Source organism: Paenibacillus sp. FSL R10-2748 (genome assembly GCF_038005565.1).
GTDB lineage: Bacteria > Bacillota > Bacilli > Paenibacillales > Paenibacillaceae > Paenibacillus > Paenibacillus polymyxa_B.
Map to the genome: position 1 here is coordinate 169,407 of NZ_JBBOTK010000004.1, position 19,603 is coordinate 189,009.

The window sequence follows — 19,603 nt, forward strand, 5'->3', positions numbered from 1 at the left end:
GGGGTGGCAAGTGCCTAAGTGCCTGCATATGATGCTGTAACGATAAATATGAGAAGGGAGAGAGCTGCTTGAAGAATAAGAGCCGCAAAACCATAAGAAACAAAAAGCCGCTCTATAGTGTAATTGACCCGGATATGAATGAATTAAGTATGATACATCGCGTGAAGCCACAGCCTGCGGAGAGGGAGACAGAAGCAAGACTTCATCAAGTTGCTTCTCCGCCTCCCCCAACCAAAGAGGAGCCGGAGCTACAGACTGTTGTCGAACCTGAAGTCGAGGCTTCGCATGAGACGGAGGTTGAATTTGCGGATGCAGAGGAGACTCAAGTGTCGATGGAGGAACCCCCAGAGCTAGAAGCAGAGCCGGAGCCAGAACCAGAACCAGAACCTGATCCAATTGATGTGGAGGAAATTTTGAGCAATAAGAAGGCTCCGCATGTAAACAACGCTTTCATTTATACAGACGATTTGAGCGATCTCGCTGTAACGGGTGAGAAGATCGCTCCCGCTTCCATAGATTCCAGCAAGCTGAAGCAAGAGAGTATCCACACGGAATCTCTGGCGGATTATGCCGTTCAAACGATTAAGATAGCCGACGGTGCTGTGACTTCTTCGAAGATTGCCCCGGACTCCATTACGGTGGAACATCTGTCGGACGCATCGGTGGCAGGTAGTAAATTGCAGGATCGCTCTATCGGTGGTGAAAAACTTCGAGATGGTAGCATCACTCCAGAAAAGCTGGCTGATAAGATTATCAGCGGCGATCATATTGCGAATGGCTCCATTGAGAGCCGTCACTTCAAGCAATGGATCGTGTCTTCAGATATGCTTCAAGATCAGGCGGTTACATCTGATAAAATTCGCAGTGGTACGATTCAATCGAACAATTTGGCTAATGAAGCTGTCGATAGCTCCAAGCTGGGCGATCAATCTGTGACCACTTCCAAACTGCGGGATGGGGCTGTGGATGCGGCTAAAATCCAAGCTGGCAGCATTGAGAGCGCACACCTGACAGAGCATGCCGTTCATGCAAGGCATCTGGCCCCCGGTTCGATTAATCGCAAGCAGCTATCCAATGGAATTGTGGGCAAGGAACAGTTGGAGGAAGGCGTTGTCAGCGGGCGTCATCTGGAGTCGGAGGCAGTTACCAGTGTACACATTCAGGCTGGAGCGATTGAAAGAAAGCATCTGAGTCCTGGCTGCATTGGGGAAGAGCAGCTTGGAACGGGCCAAGTGACAGCCCGCCATCTGGCGGATCGGAGTATTCAGTCCAATAAACTGGCAGATCAGTCTGTAGGCTCATTGCAAATTGTCGATCAATCCGTCACTTCATCCAAGATATCGGATCAGAGCATATTACCACACAAAATTGCCGATGAGGCGGTACTTACCAGACATATTGCTACAGCAGCCATACAAGGTCCACAAATTTCTCCGGAGGCAGTTTCTTCCTTGCATCTCCAGTCCGAAATCATTCGAAAGAATCATATTGCATCGGAGGCGGTTACGGAGCAACATTTGCATTCCGGGGCTGTGACGAGCGAGAAATTAGGGAAGGGAGCAGTTCTGGAACACCATGTGGCGAATCAGGCTGTCAAGGAAAATCACATTGCTTCGAGCGCGATTAAGTCTGACAAAATCGCTGACGAAGCAGTGACAGAACCTAAAATTGGCAAAGGGGCGGTAACCGGAAATAAGATTGCCTCTCAAGCCATTACACACGTACACATTGCAACGGGGGGAATTCGTGAAAACCACCTTGCCGACAACAGTGTGGGTGGAAAGGCATTGCAGGCTCAATCCGTCGATTCGACCCATCTGGCCCAGAGTTCTGTTTTGAGCAAACATCTTGGGGAAGACAGTGTTGGAACCTCGGCTTTGCAAGAACAGTCCGTTACCGCGGACATACTAGGTGAAGGCGCTGTTCAAACCGCGCATTTGGCCAGCGGAGCGGTGTACTCCCATCATTTGCAGGATCATGCTGTTACTTCGCTGAAACTATCGCCGGAAAGTGTGGCCACGGATAAAATCAATGATTTGGCGATTACGGCTCCTAAGTTAGCTGAGGGTAGTGTTACTTCCTCTAAGCTGTCTGCTCGCTCCGTGCAGCCGTGGCATATTACGGATAAAGCGGTGCAGAGTAACCATCTGGCTGTTGAAGCGGTGGAGGCGAATCATCTCGCTCCGGAATCAGTCACCTCTAATCATTTGCAATCTGCATCGGTCCAAACCAAACACCTCGCCCCCGACAGTGTATCCGGTCATGCGCTTCAGTCGGAAAGTGTCACCTCTGAGAAGCTAGCGGCCCGTGCTGTGCAGGCTCCCAATCTGGCGGAAAATAGCGTGGGTCCCGGACATTTGGCTGCGCAAGCCGTACACACTCGGCATTTGGCAGCAGGAGCAGTACAGGAGACGGAATTAGCCCAGAATGCTGTGAAGTCTGCACATCTTGCGCCCGAATCCATCCAATCGGAGCACTTGCAAAGCGGGGTCATTCAGGGAGAGCATATCGCATTGCAGGCTATAGCGACTCCGGCCTTACAGGATGAATCGGTCACCTCTGCCAAACTGTCGGAGGGAAGCGTAACTCCCACGAAACTGTCTGCCCATGCCGTGCAGTCCGGACATATTATGGACGAAGCTGTACAAAGCAACCATTTGGCTGTGGCGGCCGTGGATTCGGCACATCTGGCTGCAGGAGCGGTCACCTCGGTGCATCTACAGGCTTCCTCGGTGCTCACGAGACATTTGGCCCCGGATAGTGTGTCAGGTCGTGCGCTTCAAGCGGAAAGCGTCACCTCGGAAAAGCTGGCAGCGCGCTCGGTACAAGGAATGAACCTCGCGGAAGGCAGCATCGGCCCTTCACATCTTTCTGCGCAAACGGTGCACACTCGGCATCTGGCAGCTGGAGCAGTACAGGATAGAGCACTGGCAGAGGGTGCAGTGAAGTCCGTGCACATCGCACCGGAATCCATCCAGCCACATCATCTGCAAATTGGAACCATTCAGGGAGAGCACATCGCATCACAGTCCATATCGACCGATGCTTTGCAGGATGAGTCCGTTACGTCCGACAAACTGGCGGATAAGGGCGTGACTGCCGCCAAGCTGTCTGCCCACTCGGTCCAGCCGTGGCACATTACAGACGAAGCGGTGCAAGCCAAACATTTGGCAGAAGAAGCCGTTCAGTCCAATCATCTGGCCCAGGAATCGGTCACCTCTGCCCATTTGCAGGCTTCAGCGGTGCTTGCGAGCCATCTGGCCCCGGATAGCGTATCCAGTAGTGCGCTTCAAGCAGAAAGCATCACCTCAGAAAAGCTGGCGGCACACTCGGTGCAAGCGACGCATCTCGCGGAAGGCAGCGTTGGCCCTCCACATCTGTCCACGCAAGCGATACACACCCGGCACTTGGCAACGGGTGCAGTACAGGACAGAGCGCTGGCAGAAGGGGCAGTGAAATCCGTGCATATCGCACCGGAGTCCATCCAGTCGCATCATCTGCAAACGGGAACCATTCAGGATTTGCATATCTCCTCACAGGCGATATCGACCGATGCTTTGCAGAATGAGTCCGTTACGTCCGACAAATTGGCGAATGAAGGCGTGACTGCCGCCAAACTGTCTGCCCACTCAGTCCAGTCGTGGCACATCACAGACGAAGCGGTGCAAGCCAATCATTTGGCAGAAGAGGCTGTCCAGTCCAACCATTTGGCCCTGGAATCCGTCAGCTCTGCCCATTTGCAGGCTTCGGCGGTGCTTGCGAGCCATCTGGCCTCGGATAGCGTATCCAGTAGTGCGCTTCAAGCAGAAAGCGTCACCTCGGAAAAGCTGGCGGCACACTCGGTGCGAGCGTTAAATCTCGCGGAAGGAAGCGTCGGCCCTTCACATCTGTCCACGCAGGCGATACACCCCCGGCATTTGGCACCCGGCGCAGTACAGGACAGAGCGCTGGCAGAAGGGGCAGTAAAGTCTGTGCATATCGCACCGGAGTCCATCCAGTCGCATCATCTGCAAACGGGGACCATTCAGGGTGTGCATATCGCCTCACAGGCGATATCGACCGATGCTTTGCAGGATGAGTCCGTTACGTCCGACAAATTGGCGGATGAGGGCGTGACTGCCGCCAAGCTGTCTGCCCACTCGGTCCAGCCGTGGCACATTACAGACGAAGCGGTGCAAGCCAATCATTTGGCAGAAGAGGCCGTCCAGTCGAACCATTTGGCCTCGGAATCCGTCACCTCTGATCATTTACAGGCTTCCTCGGTGTTTGCGAGACATCTGGCCGTTGACAGTGTGTCAGGTCGTGCGCTTCAAGCAGAAAGCATCACCACGGAAAAGCTGGCGGCACGCTCGGTGCAAGCGACGAATCTCGCGGAAGGAAGCGTCGGTCCTTCACAGTTGTCTGAGCATGCCGTACACCCCCGGCATTTGGCACCTGGCGCAGTACAGGACAGAGCGCTAGCAGAAGGGGTAGTAAAGTCCGTGCATATCGCACCGGAGTCCATCCAGTCGCATCATCTGCAAATGGGAACCATTCAGGGTGTGCATATCGCCTCACAGGCGATATCGACCGATGCTTTGCAGAATGAATCTGTTACGTCCGACAAATTGGCGGATGAGAGCGTGACTGCCGCCAAGCTGTCTGCCCACTCGGTCCAGCCGTGGCACATTACAGACGAAGCGGTGCAAGCCAATCATTTGGCAGAAGAGGCCATCCAGTCGAACCATTTGGCTCCGGAATCCGTCACCTCTGATCATTTACAGGCTTCCTCGGTGTTTGCGAGACATCTGGCCGTTGACAGTGTGTCAGGTCGTGCGCTTCAAGCAGAAAGCATCACCTCGGAAAAGCTGGCGGCACGCTCGGTGCAAGCGACGAATCTCGCGGAAGGAAGCGTCGGTCCTTCACAGTTGTCTGAGCATGCCGTACACCCCCGACATTTGGCACCTGGCGCAGTACAGGACAGAGCGCTGGCAGAGGGGGCAGTGAAGTCCGTGCATATCGCACCGGAGTCCATTCAGCCGCACCATCTACACCTTGGAACCATTCAGGGTGTGCATATCGCATCCCAAGCAATATCAACTGATGCTTTGCAGGATGAGTCGGTTACGTCCGGCAAACTGGCGGATGATGGCGTGACTGCTGCCAAAATATCTCCTCATTCGGTCCAGCCGTGGCATATTACGGACGAAGCTGTGCAAGCCAATCATTTGGCAGAAGAGGCCGTCCAGTCGAGCCATCTGGCTCCGGAATCCGTCACCTCTGCCCATTTGCAGGCTTCGGCAGTGATGACTCGGCATATTGCGCCAGGGAGTATATCGGTTCACGCGCTCCAGGCAGGCAGCGTGAACGCTGAGAAGCTTGCGCTTCGGGCGGTGCGTGCTTCGAATCTGGCAGAAGCCAGCGTAAACTCCGTCCATTTGACGGAGCATGCCGTACACGCTCAGCATTTGGCCGATGGGGCGATCCAAGGGTCCGCACTGGCAGAGGGCGTGGTGCAGTCTAGGCATATCGCGCTGGATTCAGTCCAGTCGGAGCATCTGCAAGCAGGGGCTATTCAGCCCCAGCATGTAGGCTGGCAGGCGGTGGCTGAGGATGCTATACAGGAAGGAGCGGTGACGTCCAGCAAGCTGGCAGATGGAACGGTACAGTCCCGCCATGTGGCTGAGGAGGCTATTGCAAGCCACCACATTGGAGAGGAAGTTATTGATTCGCATCACCTAAAGCCGGGCTCGGTGACACTGGCTCAGCTGTCCACAGATATACATCTCTCGGGACTTTTGCCAGAGGAAGGCGTCAGTGGCGACAGACTTCAGGCAAACAGTGTATCTCGCAGCCATCTGAAAGCTCAGGCCGTCGACAGCGAGGTGCTGAGCCCAGAAGCCGTGGGACCAGAGCATCTGCAAGCGGCTGCGGTACAAAGCCATCATGTGGCAGAGCAGAGCATTGAAGGTCATCATCTGGTGGAAGGCTCGGTAGGCTCACGTGAGCTGGAGCTGAACGCAGTGAAGCCGGAGCATTTGAGCATCACTCCGGTCCGTACTTGTGCGAATCAGCCAGCATTGCAGCAGTTTGGCAGAGCGCCGTTTCTTTTGAAAGGCAGTGAAGGAGAGACGGAAGTGACCATTGTATTCGGGGAGCCTTTTGTAAACCCGGACTACACGTTGGTAGCGATGACGAACCACCCTCTCTTTCATGCGACGCTGAAATCTCAGACGCCGAATGGAGCAGTGATCGTCGTAACCAAGTGGAACGAAACCGCGCATAACTACGGTATTATTTCCTGGATCGCCATTGGTTAGTGAAGATGGTTATTGTAAAACTCATAGCGTGCAGACTCATGTATTTTCTAAATACAGGGCTGCACGCTTTTTCATATACTTTTCACACATTTGCTCCACAATTATCCCGAATTCTCCTGATAAGCTAAAGATACTTTAAAGGAGAGGTGATTCAATCATGAAAAAATGGACTAAAAATGCAGCAGCCGTATTAACCGTAGTAAGTGTATTGGGAGGAGCAAGCAGCGCATTCGCCGCTACAGCAACAACGACTCCAGCGAGCACTGCACCAGCAATCAAAGCTCCTGCGGTTACGACTCCGACCAAAACACCGGCAAAATCACCTGTGACGAAAACACCTGTGGTGAAAGCACCCGTTAAAAAAGCTACAACAGCTCATAAAACAACAACCAAAGCGAAGAAAGCCCCTGCCAAAAAATCCGTTGCGAAAAAAGTGGCAAGCCACAAAACAAAAGCAGTGAAAGTGCAGCACCGTACAGTTAAACATCATGCAAAAAAACATAATGTTGTTAAACACAAAGCAACAACTCATAAAACTCGTGCACATCATGTCGTAGCTAAAAAAGTGACCCACAAAGCTCCAGTTAAAAAAGCAGTTCCAGCCAAAGCAGCTCCAAAAACAGTCAAAACAGCTCCAAAAACAGTAACAACCAAGAAATAAGACTGATATGTAGTTAGCATTCAGCTCGCCTGGCATATACAGCAGCGATTCATGATAAGAAAGACGGGACCGGGAACGGTATACCCGTCTTTTGTCTATTCTGCTGGGCTTCTGTTAAGCTTAAAGAGAGGATGGAAGCATCCAGAACAACGGCAAGGGGTTAAGGTCATGACAAAAATAGTAGTAGTGGATGACGATGTGTTCATTCTGCAATTAATATCTGAATATTTGAAAAAAGAATCCTACGAGGTCACTTCCTTTTCCAGTGGTAAAACACTGGTAGAGCATATCCGTACGAACCGTCCGGATTGTCTCGTTCTTGATATTATGATGCCTGGCATTGATGGGCTTTCTCTACTGACTCAGCTTCGTGAGTTTACGGAAATGCCGATCATTATGATCTCTGCCCGTGGAGAAGAAAACGACCGTATTCACGGGCTGGAGCTGGGATGCAGTGATTTTTTGACTAAGCCCTTTAATCCAAGGGAGTTGGTAGGAAGGGTCAAAGCGATGCTGAGACTGAGCAAGGCCGGAATGTCTGCATCAGACGATAGGCAAGCGGCAGAAAGCGCAGATATATGCCATGCGGGCAATCTGTGTATTTTTGCTGACTTTCGTAAAGTCACAGTGGACGGACAAGAGCTAAATTTGACCTCACGTGAATTCGACCTGCTGCTGTTTCTTGCGAATCATCTGGAAAGACCTTTCGGCAGGGAACATCTGATTCAGCAGGTGTGGAGCTATGATTTTATAGGTGATGTGAGAGTCGTGGATGATTTGGTCAAGCGGATTCGTAAAAAGTTAGCTGAATATCACTCTACGCTCGTCATTAACACCGTATGGGGCTTCGGATATAAAGCAACAGTTCAGGAGTTGTAGCCATGCGTACGATGAGAGCTAAAATACTGCTTTCCCTGACCATCGCCATGCTTATTACCGTCTGTATTACGGTGGTCTTATTCATCAGGCTTATCGACGACATTCTGGTGAATCAGGCCAAATCCAAGCTTCATGAGCAGGCACGCAAAGCCGTCCATATTATGAGCGACGGAGGCTTTGATCGACTGGATAATGCTGAATTTAACTATGTTATCAAGGGCGTGCTTTTATCTGCTGATTACTTTATTTTAAGCACGGATAACCGCATCATCGACTCAAGCGTCTCTGGAATGGAAGGCAAAAAGATAGAGCGTTTGCTTTTGATCCGCCAAGGATTTTTTGCATCGGTTCATCCGTCTGCCCAGGATCTGACCGCTACACATGAAGGGGTGGCTGTGCTTCAAGGTAAAAAGGTACTGTTTACGAATGAAGAATTGCCCGGACAACCTTTTCGTATTTTTGTATACTCACCCTTATCTTCTTTACGAGCACTGTATGTACCGTTAATGAGAACCACATTACTGTCTATCATCGCGGGTTTTTTGGTGATTCTCGTCATTGGTCTGATGGTTGTCTCACGTCTGGTGCGTCCGCTCAAACGATTGAAGGAGGCGGTAGGCAACTACGAACCGAATCAGCCGCAGGATAGTGATTTTCCGCAGGCGGATAAAAGTGAGATTGGCGAGCTGATCAGCACCTTTCATTCCATGTCCGCCCGTATTCAGCACCATCACCACGGTCAAATTGAATTCCTGCAAAATGTATCTCACGAGCTAAGGACACCGTTAATGTCGATTCAAGGCTATGTATATGCCATTCAGGATCAAGTGGTATCCCAGGACGAGGGGCTGAGTATCATCAAAGTGCAGTCCCAGCGGTTAATTGATATGGTGGAAAAGCTGCTGCAGCTATCGAGGTTGGAGGCGCTGAATGAAGAATGGCCTGTCTCTCTGGTTGATCTTAGAAGCATGGCGGAGGATGCTGTTCATCTATTAATGCCGGTGGCTGCTGAACGTTCTATCTCGCTTCGAGTGGAGGGAGAGGGCCTGCATGTGGCCGTTCCGGCCGAGCAATTGTTCCGTATGATATTGAATTTGTTGCAAAATGCAGTTCGGCACACCTCTACGGAGGTTGTCATTCATTTGGAGACAGGGACAACACCGGAGGTTGTATGGGTTATGCATGTGGATGATGATGGGGAAGGGCTGACTGAACAAGAGGCAGCCGAGGTATTTGGAAGATTCTATGCGGGCTCGAATGGTGCCACAGGTCTTGGATTGGCTATTTGTCGTCAAATTGCTACCCGATTGAACGGAGAACTACTCTGCACACGTTCGCCATGGGGTGGAGCACGCTTCAGCTATATCCAGCGCATGTTATAAATGAGTACAGAAATGGTTAAAAATGATCGTTTTTTCGGACAAACATTCCATTTATATAACATGGTGTGAAAGGTTTTTGATGATATTTTAGATATAGCTTGACTGGTAGGTACTAAACTGAGTAAAATTAATCGTATATACCTTGACTCATGGACGTCGTTTTTTTAGATAGTGGTCAATAATAGTGATGAATAATAAATGAAAGAGTGATGAGATGAACCGCCTTTTGGAAGTGAAGGACTTAACGATATCTTTCAAGACCCGTCAGGGACTAGTGCAGGCCATTCGTGGCGTAAACTTTCATGTCAATAAAGGAGAGACGCTGGCGATTGTGGGCGAATCCGGCTCAGGCAAAAGCGTAACCTCACAAGCTGTTATGAAGTTGATTCCGACCCCTCCGGGCATTTATCAAAAGGGTCAAATTATGTTTGACGGACAAGAGCTGATTAATAAAACAGAGAAGCAGATGCAAAAAATTCGTGGTAAGGAAATTGGTCTGATTTCTCAGGACCCAATGACTTCGCTTAACCCGACGATGAAAGTGGGCAAGCAGATCACGGAAGTGCTTTTCAAGCATGAAAAAATATCCAAGGATGCTGCTCGCAAGCGGGGTATTGAGTTGCTGAATCTGGTAGGTATTCCACATCCTGAACAGCGTTTTAACCAATATCCGCATGAATTTAGTGGCGGTATGCGTCAACGTGTCGTCATTGCGATGGCATTGGCTGCTAATCCGAAACTTCTGATTGCCGATGAGCCGACGACTGCGTTGGACGTAACGATTCAAGCTCAAATTTTGGAGCTAATGAAGGATCTTCAGAAAAAGATCGATACTTCCATCATCTTTATTACTCATGACCTCGGTGTTGTGGCGAAGATGGCTGATCGCGTTGCCGTTATGTACGCAGGACAAATCGTGGAAACAGGTACGGTTAATGAAATTTTCTATAACCCGAAACATCCATATACATGGGGCCTTCTCGCTTCTATGCCAAGTTTGGACAGCCATGGTCAGAAGCTGGCAGCTATTCCGGGAACACCTCCGGATCTGCTTCACCCACCTGTAGGGGATGCTTTTGCAGCCCGCAGTTCTTATGCTATGAAAATTGACTTTGAGAAAGAGCCTCCACTCTTTCAATTATCCGATACGCACTTTGTGAAATCATGGTTGCTGCATCCAGATGCGCCTGCGGTTGAGCCACCAGAAGCGGTAAAGGCTAAACTTCGCAAGCTGGATAACGCATTTGAAAAGCCGGTTTTGGTAGAACAATACGGCAGTTAAGGCGTTTTATAATTGTAATTAAACAAATGAAAAATAAAAAAAGGGCTGTTCTCTCCGTGTGGAATCATTCTACGGAGGAAACAGCCTTTTTGGTGTAAAATCGCAGGTTGTATGCGCCTGTGGTTATTTGTGTTAGCGGGCAGTGTTTACAGCTTACCGGAACCGGCTTGGGAAGTGACTTCTGCCTTCACACTGGCGGATGGGGAGATTTTATCGTTCAGCGATGGTTTCCAGCCTACAGAGGAGCTAAGACCCGCGCTGGAGCCTGCGTTAACAGCTTGTCCATTCAGGATTGTGCCCGTATCTGACAGGGCAGTTCCTCCAAAGACAGTCACGATTTTAGCTGCAGTTAAACCAGCAACGTCAATGACATTGTTTTCGGCGAAGATTTTGGAGGATTTACCTGCGCCCCATATATATAGTGAAGGATATTCGGAGCGTTTTACATCACCAGTATAGTAATTGTTGTACAGATGGACTTGTCCATACCGCACGCGTGGTGTGCGTTGTACCGTGTTTTCATAATAGTTGTGATGCAGAGTTACACGTAAAGCCCCTTCATCTGCTGTTTTACTGTCACTGTTGCCAATAATCGATGATTTATCATGATCGTAAAAATGATTGTAAGAAACCGTAACCAGATCGCCTTGGTTAATCACATCGAGAAGTCCATCATGATGCTGGTATTCTTGGCCGTAAAAGGTGCCATTTTGGCTATCGGGGTGAGACCCATCATTGAAGGTATTGTGGTCTACCCATACATGTGTGGCGCCGTTAACTGTAATGCTGTCATATTCCGAATTCCAATTGCCTGTACTGCCGTCCGTTGGGTCCCACTGAGGAAAATAATCGTAGGCATCCTGGAATTCGATATTACGGATAATAACGTTGTCTGTCCCTTTTTTTAGTTGGAAGTTTGCGCCATTAATGACCGCGTCGCTTCCCAGACCGACAATCGTAGTATTGGACGGAATTTCAATGACGACACGACTGGCCTGATTTTTTTGTGAAGCCTCACGTGCCTTTTCCAATGTGCCAGACGGGGCCTTTTTACCCCATGTGGACGGGTCATACGCTTTGAGGTAGGCGTCAAACTCATATTTAGAGTCCTTGTAGTCGTTCAATCCTAACGGTTTATTATTGTCATCGACGTTGGCGTTGATCGTGCCTTTGACATAAATGATTTTAGGCGTACTATTGCTGTTTTTGCCCAAAGCATCGACAAGTTGCTTGCGATTCGTTACGGTGAAAATATTGGAGGTAGTCGCCGTAGCTCCACCTGTTGTGCCTGTAGAAAAGGCTGCCCATCCGTTTTTGCTGCCGAGCGTCTCCTTGCCAATATCGCTGGCTGCATGAGCAGGTGCACCTATAGGAGCCAGAGTAGTGAACAGTAGAGCCGCTGCGATTCCGAGTGAAAATCTCTTTTTCATAAAATACCTCCGTATATTGGATTAATGGAGTAGATGAACGAAGGGAGTCCCGGGTGCTCCTGTGGTTTCTACATTTTCTATCATACTTTCTGTTCCAGTATTTGTTAATATAATAAAAGTTACATACTAAAATTTTTGTCGAATTTTTTATATAATTCAATAGACCCCTTCTTTTTCCAATCAAGACGTATATGTAATAATGAAAACGTTAACAATCACACGGAATAGGAAATGTATATATGAATATATGGAATTGTTTTTGTATTTTTATCAGAATGTTAACGATTTCAATTCTTGATCGTATCTTGATGGCACGACCAGCTTCTGTATAATAGCTGGGAGATCAAACACTGCGTGATGTGTTTGAACAGGTGATTATTTCGGAAGAAGTAGGTTACCAAAAGCCACAAGCTGCTATTTTTGATTATGTATTTACAAAGCGGGTCATTTCGGATAAAAGGAAGGCTCTCATGATCGGTGATTCACTGACTTAGGATATTCAGGGAGGGAACAATAACGGAATTGATAGCTGTTGGTTCAACCCTACCGGGAAAATAAACACATCTGCAATTCAACCAACCTTTGAAATAAAAACCCTGATGGAGCTAGCGAATATTGTACTTTCAGAAAGTATGTGTTGGATCTTACAACGCCCGAAGCGGAATGTTAAAAACATTGGATAACACATAACCGTACAATCGTACACTGAAAAAGTTAGAAGCAGGATTTTTTTTCATAATCTTCACAGATGAAGGAAAATGCAATGATAAATTTGCCTATTTTGACAATACTAGTATTGTTGGACACTGGCATAAATGATAAGCCTGGATTAACTGAAAATTGCAAAATAATAGCCTACAGTGAAGCTTGTCCGAGGCAGATTATAGAGAATACGGGAAGCTTGTCTACGGTTTTCAATGCCATATGGAGTTTAAACATGAATTGGTAGAGCTTCTAATCGAGAATTCGGAAGCCGGACTATCTGAACGTAGTAGCCACAGATTCATTCAGCAGCCAGAACTACTGAGAAATAGTGACTACAAAGTGATGAATGAAAATCTGTTTTTATTTTTAGACAAATTCGTAATCGAGTATTTAAAAAACAGCAATTACACTCCAAGCAGGTTTTAGTCATATAGGAAGTCGCCATATTGGCGGCTTTTTTTTAAAACGTATCAGTTTCTCAAAAAAAGATTTGACCTGTAATGCGTTACACTAATTACGGTGTAAATGTAGTACATAACAACAATCATGTCATTTGTGTTTATCGACATTGACGGTACACTTGTCGGTGATGATAGCATGGTGCCAAAATTTAAGACCTCATCTGGAGAGACGGATCTATGGAGATGTTGAGAACGACCCTGTGGCCATAGAAAAAATGGAGTGTTCCCCTCACCCATTTATCGCGGGGTTTGCCATATGGAGAGGCTGATTTGTTCGTGAGAAACTAGATATAGCCTTGCATAAAAGATTCATCTTAAAGAGATACTAATCAGCACATTAAAAATAGTTTAAATAAAGGATAGCTAAGAGGTGGGAACGGTGATGATATCGAAATGCTTGGCCGAAAATTTAAAACAAATTCAGGACAGCTTTTCCGATTGTACCGATCTTGTTCTCATACCTTGGAGTTATGGTTCGAGTTTTGAACATAATGCTCTTTCTGTTTACTTTGAGACAATGATTCAAAATGAACATTTAAAATACATGAAATCTGCTATGGAGGATCTAATCACTTATGAAGCTGGCTCGGCGGAGGCGGTCACTCCCAAAGCTGTGATGCGTTTCTTCAAAAAACATGGAATAACTGGCCATTCTCCCAAGCTGTTGAAAGACATTGATCAAGTTAATGAACAGATATTAAGTGGAGCCATAGTTATATTCTTTGATCATTGGGAGGAAGCAATTAGCTATGCTGCTAGTGGGCTTCCCTTTAGACAAGTTAGTGAGCCGATCACAGAACCGGTCGTTCAAGGGCCTCATATAAGTACAATTGAAGAACTGAATGTGAATATAGGCATCATTCGTGGCTTGCTCAAATCAGCCAAACTTAAATTTGAGTATTTCACGGTAGGAGAAATAAGTCAGAGAAAAATTGCTTACGGATATTTGGATGGGGCCGTCAATCCTGAATCGCTATTAGAGTTTAAACAAAAAATTGCAGACATCGACACGGAAGAGATTCTTGAAACATCTTATTTGGAAGAATGGATCAGCGACTCTGTCTATTCTCCTTTTCCTCAGGTGCGCTACACGGAACGGCCAGATACCGTTGTGTCTGCCCTGTTGGATGGAAAGATTATCGTAATGGTGAATGGAACTCCAACAATATTGATATGTCCGGGAATTTTTTTTGAGTTCCTCGCCTCCAGTGAGGATTACTATCAGCAAACCATCTTCGCTTCGCTGATACGTATACTAAGATTTGGTGCATTCGTGATGGCACTCCTGCTTCCAAGCATATATATTGCCTTATCAACCTTCCATTCTGAGATGATTCCGACCGTTCTGCTTCTAGCCATTCTGGATACGAGAGAAGGGATTCCGTTTCCCGCTTTCGTGGAAGCACTGATTATGGAGGTTTTTTTCGAGCTTCTTAGGGAAGCTGGAATCAGGTTGCCCCGTCCGATAGGCTCTGCTGTAAGCATTGTCGGAGCGCTTGTCATCGGTCAAGCTGCGATTCAAGCCAAGATTGCTTCGCCGGTAATGGTCATAGTCGTCGCTCTGACCGGTATCGCATCGTTTACACTGCCTCAATACAGTATGGCCATATCGATCCGCATGCTGCGATTCCCTTTAATGATCCTTGCTAGCACTTTGGGAGGACTTGGAATTATGTTCGGACTTCTCCTCATATTTTTGCATTTAGTTTGCTTGCGCTCTTTGGGTCAACCCTATTTTGCACCACTGGGGCCGCTTAGAATCAATCAATTGCGCGATGTATTCATTGTTGCCCCGCGAAAAATACTGCTTCACCAACCGCGAAACCGCCATTTGCATAAAAGAAAAGGGGGGAAAACATGAGAACGCGAATATCCATTGGTTTCTGTATATTGGCTGTCATCCTGCTCGCGGGCTGCTGGGACAAGGCGGAGCTGGTGGAATTCGGGTATGCACAAGCGATAGCGGTTGACCTGGACCAAAGTGAAGAAATATATCTCACTACCCATTTTTACAATCCCTCGGGTTCGCAGGAGATGGGAGGAGCCCCCAAGCAGTCCTCAAAAGCATTTAATATCCTAACAAAAGGAGATAACATGAATGAAGCGATAAAAGACATTCCCATCCACCTTGGTAGAAGGGCAAAATTGGATCACATGCGCATTCTTATCATCGGGGAAGAAATGTCCCGACAACGAGGTTTAGAAGACGTTCTTGATTTTTTCATGAGAGATCCTGAAACTAGAAAAACCATACTTGTCCTGATTGCTCGGGGGAAAGCAAGCGACTATTTAGAAACCAAGCCGTATATTGAGAACACCATAGGTCAGCAATTACGGAAAATTGAAGAAACGACAGCACGGTTTTCTGCCAAAACTTCCAGAGTTCCGTTACTTGATCTGGCGATTCAACTAAAAAACGAAACCGGAGTCACAACGCTTCCTAATGTGTTCAAAGACAAGCCCCTCGATGAGATTTCCATTGCCGGAGTTGCGCTGCTTAAAGAAGGAAAGCTGGTAAAAAGTGTTATCAGCCCGACAAATACCCAACCATTATTGATGCTGCTTGGAAAATTCAAAAGCGGAGTTATCGATATTGCGGATAAGGATGCAGAGTCTGAAAAAAAGAAAACCAAAGAAAGCCTCCAGGTTATCTCCTTAAAAACGAAGATAGTACCTTTTATCGAAGGAGAGGATGTCGTTGCTCGTGTACATATCAAAATCATAGGGGCAATCGGCGAGCTGCATAGCTCTTCCGTGATGACCAGAGAGGAGCAAAATAAATTTAAAGGCAGACTCGAAGCCGAGATTAAGGAGAAATTGAGGGAAACGATTTCCCTTCTTCAGAAGGAACGATTAGATGCAATAGGAATCGGCAATCAGATTTTTCAAAAAAATTCGGCATTATGGAAACGCTGGAAGCCAACCTGGAACGAACGGTTTGCCAAGGCTGAGTTTAATGTAGCCGTTGAAGTTAATATTGTGAGTACGGGAATGGGGATAGGAGTACCATTTTAGAAAAGGAGATAGCCATGTTTGCTAAATTTTTGTTTTTTATGATTTGTAATGCTGCAATGCTGATCACTGATATTCCAAAGTGGAAACGGACAAATCGCAGAGCACGTATCCTGTATCTATCGCTTATGCTGCCTATAGCCTATCTTGGCTTACTCTATATTACGAATCTCCCGTGGCCAAATCTTGACGAGCTTATTGATTTCTTTCTTCTCGCTCCGGCCAAACGCATCGTCGCATGGTTCAGGCTCCCGACCTGAACTCACTTCATATCAGCGGAGGAATCTCATGAAAAATCAAGAGAGTATCAGTGCGCTCCAGACAGCGGTGTTGTTTCTTGCCGGAATGACGGGATCGGCCATCGTTCTGATCCCTGCTTCAGTAATCGGCGCTGCTAAAAACGGAGCATGGATTTCCTTATTAATAGCTTGGGTAATGGGGATGTGTCTATTGGCCTGCGTCCTTTATTTGCACAGCCAATATCCCGGATTGCTCTTCGTCGAATACAGCCGTAAAGCGCTGGGAAAATGGTTGACCCTCTTAATGATCATTCCTTTTACTTGTGCCCTGTTCTGGCAGAACGCCGCCATAATTATTGAAGTTGGCGGTTTTTTCAATAGTACTATAATGACAAAAACGCCTGTAACTGTTGTCCATACCTTGTTTTTTGTGACGGCTGCACTGACAGCCCGGGCTGGAATTGAAGTTATGGCCCGAATGTTTTTCATTTTATTGATTATGATGTATGGGTTTATTTTATTGGTTTTGGTCTTGGCTTCTGCCAACTACCATCCAGAATTTTTACTGCCGATCATGCCGGACGGAATGAAACCGATTCTTCATGGAGCCTATATCACCTATGGGTTTCCATTCGCAGAAGTCGTATTGTACTCTTCACTTCTTCCGTTTGCACGTAAAGGCGAAGAGCGAATGCTCGGAAAATATATGTACTTTGCTATTATAATGAACGGAGTCACATTAATTGCATCTATTATTTGCACCATTCTGGCTCTAGGACCTTTAGCAGGCGAGATGAATTATTCCATGTATCAGCTGGCCAGATTAATCTATATACAGGAGATTATCGAAAGAATTGAGCCTGTAATCGGATTTTCATTAATTGCCGGTTCGTACATGAAAACCTCGATCATGGTATTTATATTGACGAATTTATTTTCGCGATTTTTTAGAGTAAAAAATTACCGTATTTTAACGTTTCCGATAGCATATATCTGCTTGCTTCTTTCAGTTACCATGTACCATGATCAGGCGTCCTTCAACGAGGACGGATACATGGCTTGGACCTTATTCGATAATCTGGCATATGTTCTTCCCTTACTCTTGATCGTAGTCGTTACACGAATGAGAAACCGAAGCAAAAGAGCTTGATTTAAGTAGAGGTTCCCCTTTTGGGATAGTTTCAAATTAATGAACGGTAAAGGTGCAGACAGCCCGCAAAAAGCACAGGAGTTGAATAAAATAGCACATTGAAAATTAACAGTATTCGTTCGTTTTTGCGAAAATATACGTGCTAGGAATGGAAAGTATGAGGCTGTCAGTATTAGAGAGAGGTACAATTTTGTTGATGCTCAGATCGGCACGAGAGGACGTTTCCAGTATAAACTGGAAACGTCTTTTTTTTGCTGTTGTACAAGATAGAGCTGATCAGCATTTGAATAGACGGGAAGCTGGCTCGCGCTTAACCGATCTCTAGGGAGGCTTAAAAAGTCGCTGGAGGAGTTCTTGCCTGATACAGGCCATTCATGAATATCAAATGTTAATAAATTGCTCATTTCATCGTAGACTGGGATGGCAGCTTCTTCGTCCATACCGTCGCACAAAATAGATTTCTTTCTATATATTAGAAGAGCAGATCGATTTATAGATTTTTGCAGAATCCTCAGGTAAAATGGCTTGTAATAAAGCTGAGGAGGAATGGGCATCATGGCAGAGCATTTAGCAGATATCTTGAAGTTGTTGAAGCAAAAAGAGTGGGTGGATTTGTCCCACGCTTTTTATCCTGAAATCCCTCATTTTCCAGTATTCGATAATGTTCAGGTGGATACCCTGTTTACCCACGATGATGGCTTTTTTGTAAAACAATACTGCTTTCCCGGTCAGTATGGGACTCATATTGATGCACCCGTTCATTTTGTGAAGGGCAAACGTTACTTGCATGAGCTTTCGTTGAAGGAGCTGGTTTTGCCGCTAGTTGTCATTGACCGTTCAGCAGCCGTTGCAGCCAATTCTGACTATGAACTTACGGTTGCGGATATTTTGGACTTTGAGAAAGAGCATGGACGCATTGCTGATCAGTCCTTTGTCGCTTTTCGCAGTGATTGGAGCAAACGTTGGCCTGATTCAGATGCCTTCTCGAACAAGGACGACGCCGGAGATGCACACTGCCCGGGCTGGTCGCTGGAGGCGCTGCGCTTTTTGGTAGAAGAACGGAATGTGGCTGCCATTGGGCATGAAACGCTAGATACCGATTCCTCTGTAGCTTATCGCAAAGCTGGCAAGCTGGTAGGGGAATATTACATATTGGAGCAGGATCGGTATCAAGTTGAGGTGCTGACGAATTTGGACAAGCTGCCCCCGACGGGCGCGGTCATATATAATATCGTTCCGAGCATTCAAGATTCCCCTGGATTTCCGGTGCGCTCCTTTGCTATTTTGCCTTAATCATACAGTATCCAGTCATTTGAAAACGATTATATAATCTAAAAGACCGATTCAGATATCGACATCTGAATCGGTCTTTTCTAGCTTATACGGGGTAATGTACAGCGTGAATGACCGTTCAGTCCAACTTGAATCAAAAATATGAAAAGTGTTAAGTGATAATAGTGACGGTAGGCGCAGAGATGGTAGGCTGAGTCGCGATAATGGAAGTTGTGCCGCTAAAATCTGTTATTTCTATAACAACTGGGACACCTGGTGTAATATCTACGGAGGCAATGACCAGACTTGCTGTGGTGAGGGTGAATAAGGAGCTCTGCTGAATAACTCCGTTAATATAAAAATTAGAAGAATCAGTAGCTGCTAATGTCGGCAAAGCAACAACTGGAGCATCGGCGTCATCTACAAAGCTTGCAGCAGGAACGGTTGTTTCTGTTGTTCCGATCATTCCAGCTGTAATCGTTGCAAAAAAGCGAGTCGTGGCTGGGGCTACGGTCGTGGCTATGGCGCCACCCGTTGATACGGGAGCAGTAGCTACTGCTGTAAACACAGGTTTTATGATTGGCATAGTTCTCATCTCCTTTCTTTACTGGTAATGAGCCATTTGCATTCGCTGGCTCTTAATCAATAAATGATTGTTCAACCTATTCGGAAACGGCATATTAACCTTTCTATTAATAATAGGGTAAATGGAGAAGGCCCTATTTTGCTACAAATATAGATGGAAGCGAATACTTGGAATCTGAAGGTTACAAATGCCTAAAACCCTAAAGGGGGATGTGCATACACTACATAAATAAGCATGTGAGAAGG

The 19,603-nt window shown here is 46.9% G+C and carries 12 protein-coding genes and 2 pseudogenes; 12 read left to right on the forward strand and 2 right to left on the reverse strand.

All coding sequences use genetic code 11. The features are described 5' to 3' along the window. Positions 1-68 precede the first annotated feature (68 nt). The 5 genes from NSS66_RS13825 (at position 69) to NSS66_RS13845 (ending at position 10,503) form a co-directional block, all read left to right on the forward strand. Positions 69-6,299 carry a WIAG-tail domain gene (locus tag NSS66_RS13825; protein WP_340959140.1) on the forward strand — a complete coding sequence of 2,077 codons (6,231 nt, stop codon included), beginning with the start codon at positions 69-71 and terminating at the stop codon, positions 6,297-6,299. A gap of 157 nt (positions 6,300-6,456) precedes the next feature. Further along, the gene (locus tag NSS66_RS13830) at positions 6,457-6,960 is read left to right on the forward strand and encodes a hypothetical protein (RefSeq protein ID WP_340959141.1); all 504 of its coding nucleotides are present in this window, start codon (positions 6,457-6,459) and stop codon (positions 6,958-6,960) included. 168 nt (positions 6,961-7,128) lie between these two features. Next, on the forward strand, positions 7,129-7,839 hold the full coding sequence (locus NSS66_RS13835; RefSeq protein ID WP_023989808.1) for a response regulator transcription factor: 711 nt from the start codon (positions 7,129-7,131) through the stop codon (positions 7,837-7,839). Positions 7,840-7,841: 2 nt separating this feature from the next. Then, positions 7,842-9,221 (forward strand): HAMP domain-containing sensor histidine kinase, encoded by a 1,380-nt coding sequence (locus tag NSS66_RS13840; protein ID WP_340959142.1) that lies wholly within the window; start codon positions 7,842-7,844, stop codon positions 9,219-9,221. Between the two features lie 214 nt (positions 9,222-9,435). Beyond that, complete coding sequence (locus NSS66_RS13845; RefSeq protein ID WP_013311421.1) at positions 9,436-10,503, forward strand: ABC transporter ATP-binding protein; 1,068 nt, start codon at positions 9,436-9,438, stop codon at positions 10,501-10,503. A gap of 146 nt (positions 10,504-10,649) precedes the next feature. On the opposite strand, the gene NSS66_RS13850 is transcribed toward NSS66_RS13845, so the two are convergent. Beyond that, positions 10,650-11,933, reverse strand: a complete 1,284-nt coding sequence (locus tag NSS66_RS13850) for a pectate lyase family protein (RefSeq protein WP_028542196.1) — start codon at positions 11,931-11,933, stop codon at positions 10,650-10,652. Between the two features lie 350 nt (positions 11,934-12,283). Here NSS66_RS13850 and NSS66_RS13855 point away from each other — a divergent pair. The 7 genes and pseudogenes from NSS66_RS13855 to NSS66_RS13885 form a co-directional block, all read left to right on the forward strand. Beyond that, a pseudogene (locus tag NSS66_RS13855) lies at positions 12,284-12,616 on the forward strand (HAD-IA family hydrolase); the annotation flags it as partial. 629 nt (positions 12,617-13,245) lie between these two features. Further along, positions 13,246-13,375, forward strand: a pseudogene (locus NSS66_RS13860) (Cof-type HAD-IIB family hydrolase); the annotation flags it as partial. Positions 13,376-13,469: 94 nt separating this feature from the next. Then, entirely contained in the window at positions 13,470-14,960 is a 1,491-nt protein-coding gene (locus NSS66_RS13865; protein WP_226887746.1) for a spore germination protein, read from the forward strand. Then, on the forward strand, positions 14,957-16,114 hold the full coding sequence (locus NSS66_RS13870) for a Ger(x)C family spore germination protein (RefSeq protein WP_023989801.1): 1,158 nt from the start codon (positions 14,957-14,959) through the stop codon (positions 16,112-16,114). Before NSS66_RS13865 ends, NSS66_RS13870 begins: the two co-directional genes overlap by 4 nt. A gap of 14 nt (positions 16,115-16,128) precedes the next feature. Beyond that, positions 16,129-16,371 (forward strand): hypothetical protein, encoded by a 243-nt coding sequence (locus NSS66_RS13875; protein ID WP_023989800.1) that lies wholly within the window; start codon positions 16,129-16,131, stop codon positions 16,369-16,371. Positions 16,372-16,399: 28 nt separating this feature from the next. Next, entirely contained in the window at positions 16,400-17,500 is a 1,101-nt protein-coding gene (locus NSS66_RS13880) for a GerAB/ArcD/ProY family transporter (protein WP_028542198.1), read from the forward strand. A 555-nt stretch (positions 17,501-18,055) separates the two neighbouring features. Continuing rightward, a complete protein-coding gene (locus NSS66_RS13885; RefSeq protein ID WP_023989797.1) occupies positions 18,056-18,793 on the forward strand; it encodes a cyclase family protein in 738 nt (245 codons plus the stop codon). Positions 18,794-18,944: 151 nt separating this feature from the next. On the opposite strand, the gene NSS66_RS13890 is transcribed toward NSS66_RS13885, so the two are convergent. Beyond that, positions 18,945-19,358: a DUF4183 domain-containing protein gene (locus NSS66_RS13890; protein ID WP_023989796.1), complete on the reverse strand. Its 414-nt coding sequence runs from the start codon at positions 19,356-19,358 to the stop codon at positions 18,945-18,947. Positions 19,359-19,603: the final 245 nt, after the last annotated feature.

Excerpts from the sequence above, each read along its gene's own strand:
- NSS66_RS13830 (WP_340959141.1), top strand. The coding sequence starts at position 6,457 with ATGAAAAAATGGACTAAAAATGCAGCAGCCGTATTAACCGTAGTAAGT.
- NSS66_RS13835 (WP_023989808.1), top strand. The coding sequence starts at position 7,129 with ATGACAAAAATAGTAGTAGTGGATGACGATGTGTTCATTCTGCAATTA.
- NSS66_RS13840 (WP_340959142.1), top strand. The coding sequence starts at position 7,842 with ATGCGTACGATGAGAGCTAAAATACTGCTTTCCCTGACCATCGCCATG.
- NSS66_RS13845 (WP_013311421.1), top strand. The coding sequence starts at position 9,436 with ATGAACCGCCTTTTGGAAGTGAAGGACTTAACGATATCTTTCAAGACC.
- NSS66_RS13850 (WP_028542196.1), bottom strand. The coding sequence starts at position 11,933 with ATGAAAAAGAGATTTTCACTCGGAATCGCAGCGGCTCTACTGTTCACT.
- NSS66_RS13870 (WP_023989801.1), top strand. The coding sequence starts at position 14,957 with ATGAGAACGCGAATATCCATTGGTTTCTGTATATTGGCTGTCATCCTG.
- NSS66_RS13875 (WP_023989800.1), top strand. The coding sequence starts at position 16,129 with ATGTTTGCTAAATTTTTGTTTTTTATGATTTGTAATGCTGCAATGCTG.
- NSS66_RS13880 (WP_028542198.1), top strand. The coding sequence starts at position 16,400 with ATGAAAAATCAAGAGAGTATCAGTGCGCTCCAGACAGCGGTGTTGTTT.
- NSS66_RS13885 (WP_023989797.1), top strand. The coding sequence starts at position 18,056 with ATGGCAGAGCATTTAGCAGATATCTTGAAGTTGTTGAAGCAAAAAGAG.
- NSS66_RS13890 (WP_023989796.1), bottom strand. The coding sequence starts at position 19,358 with ATGCCAATCATAAAACCTGTGTTTACAGCAGTAGCTACTGCTCCCGTA.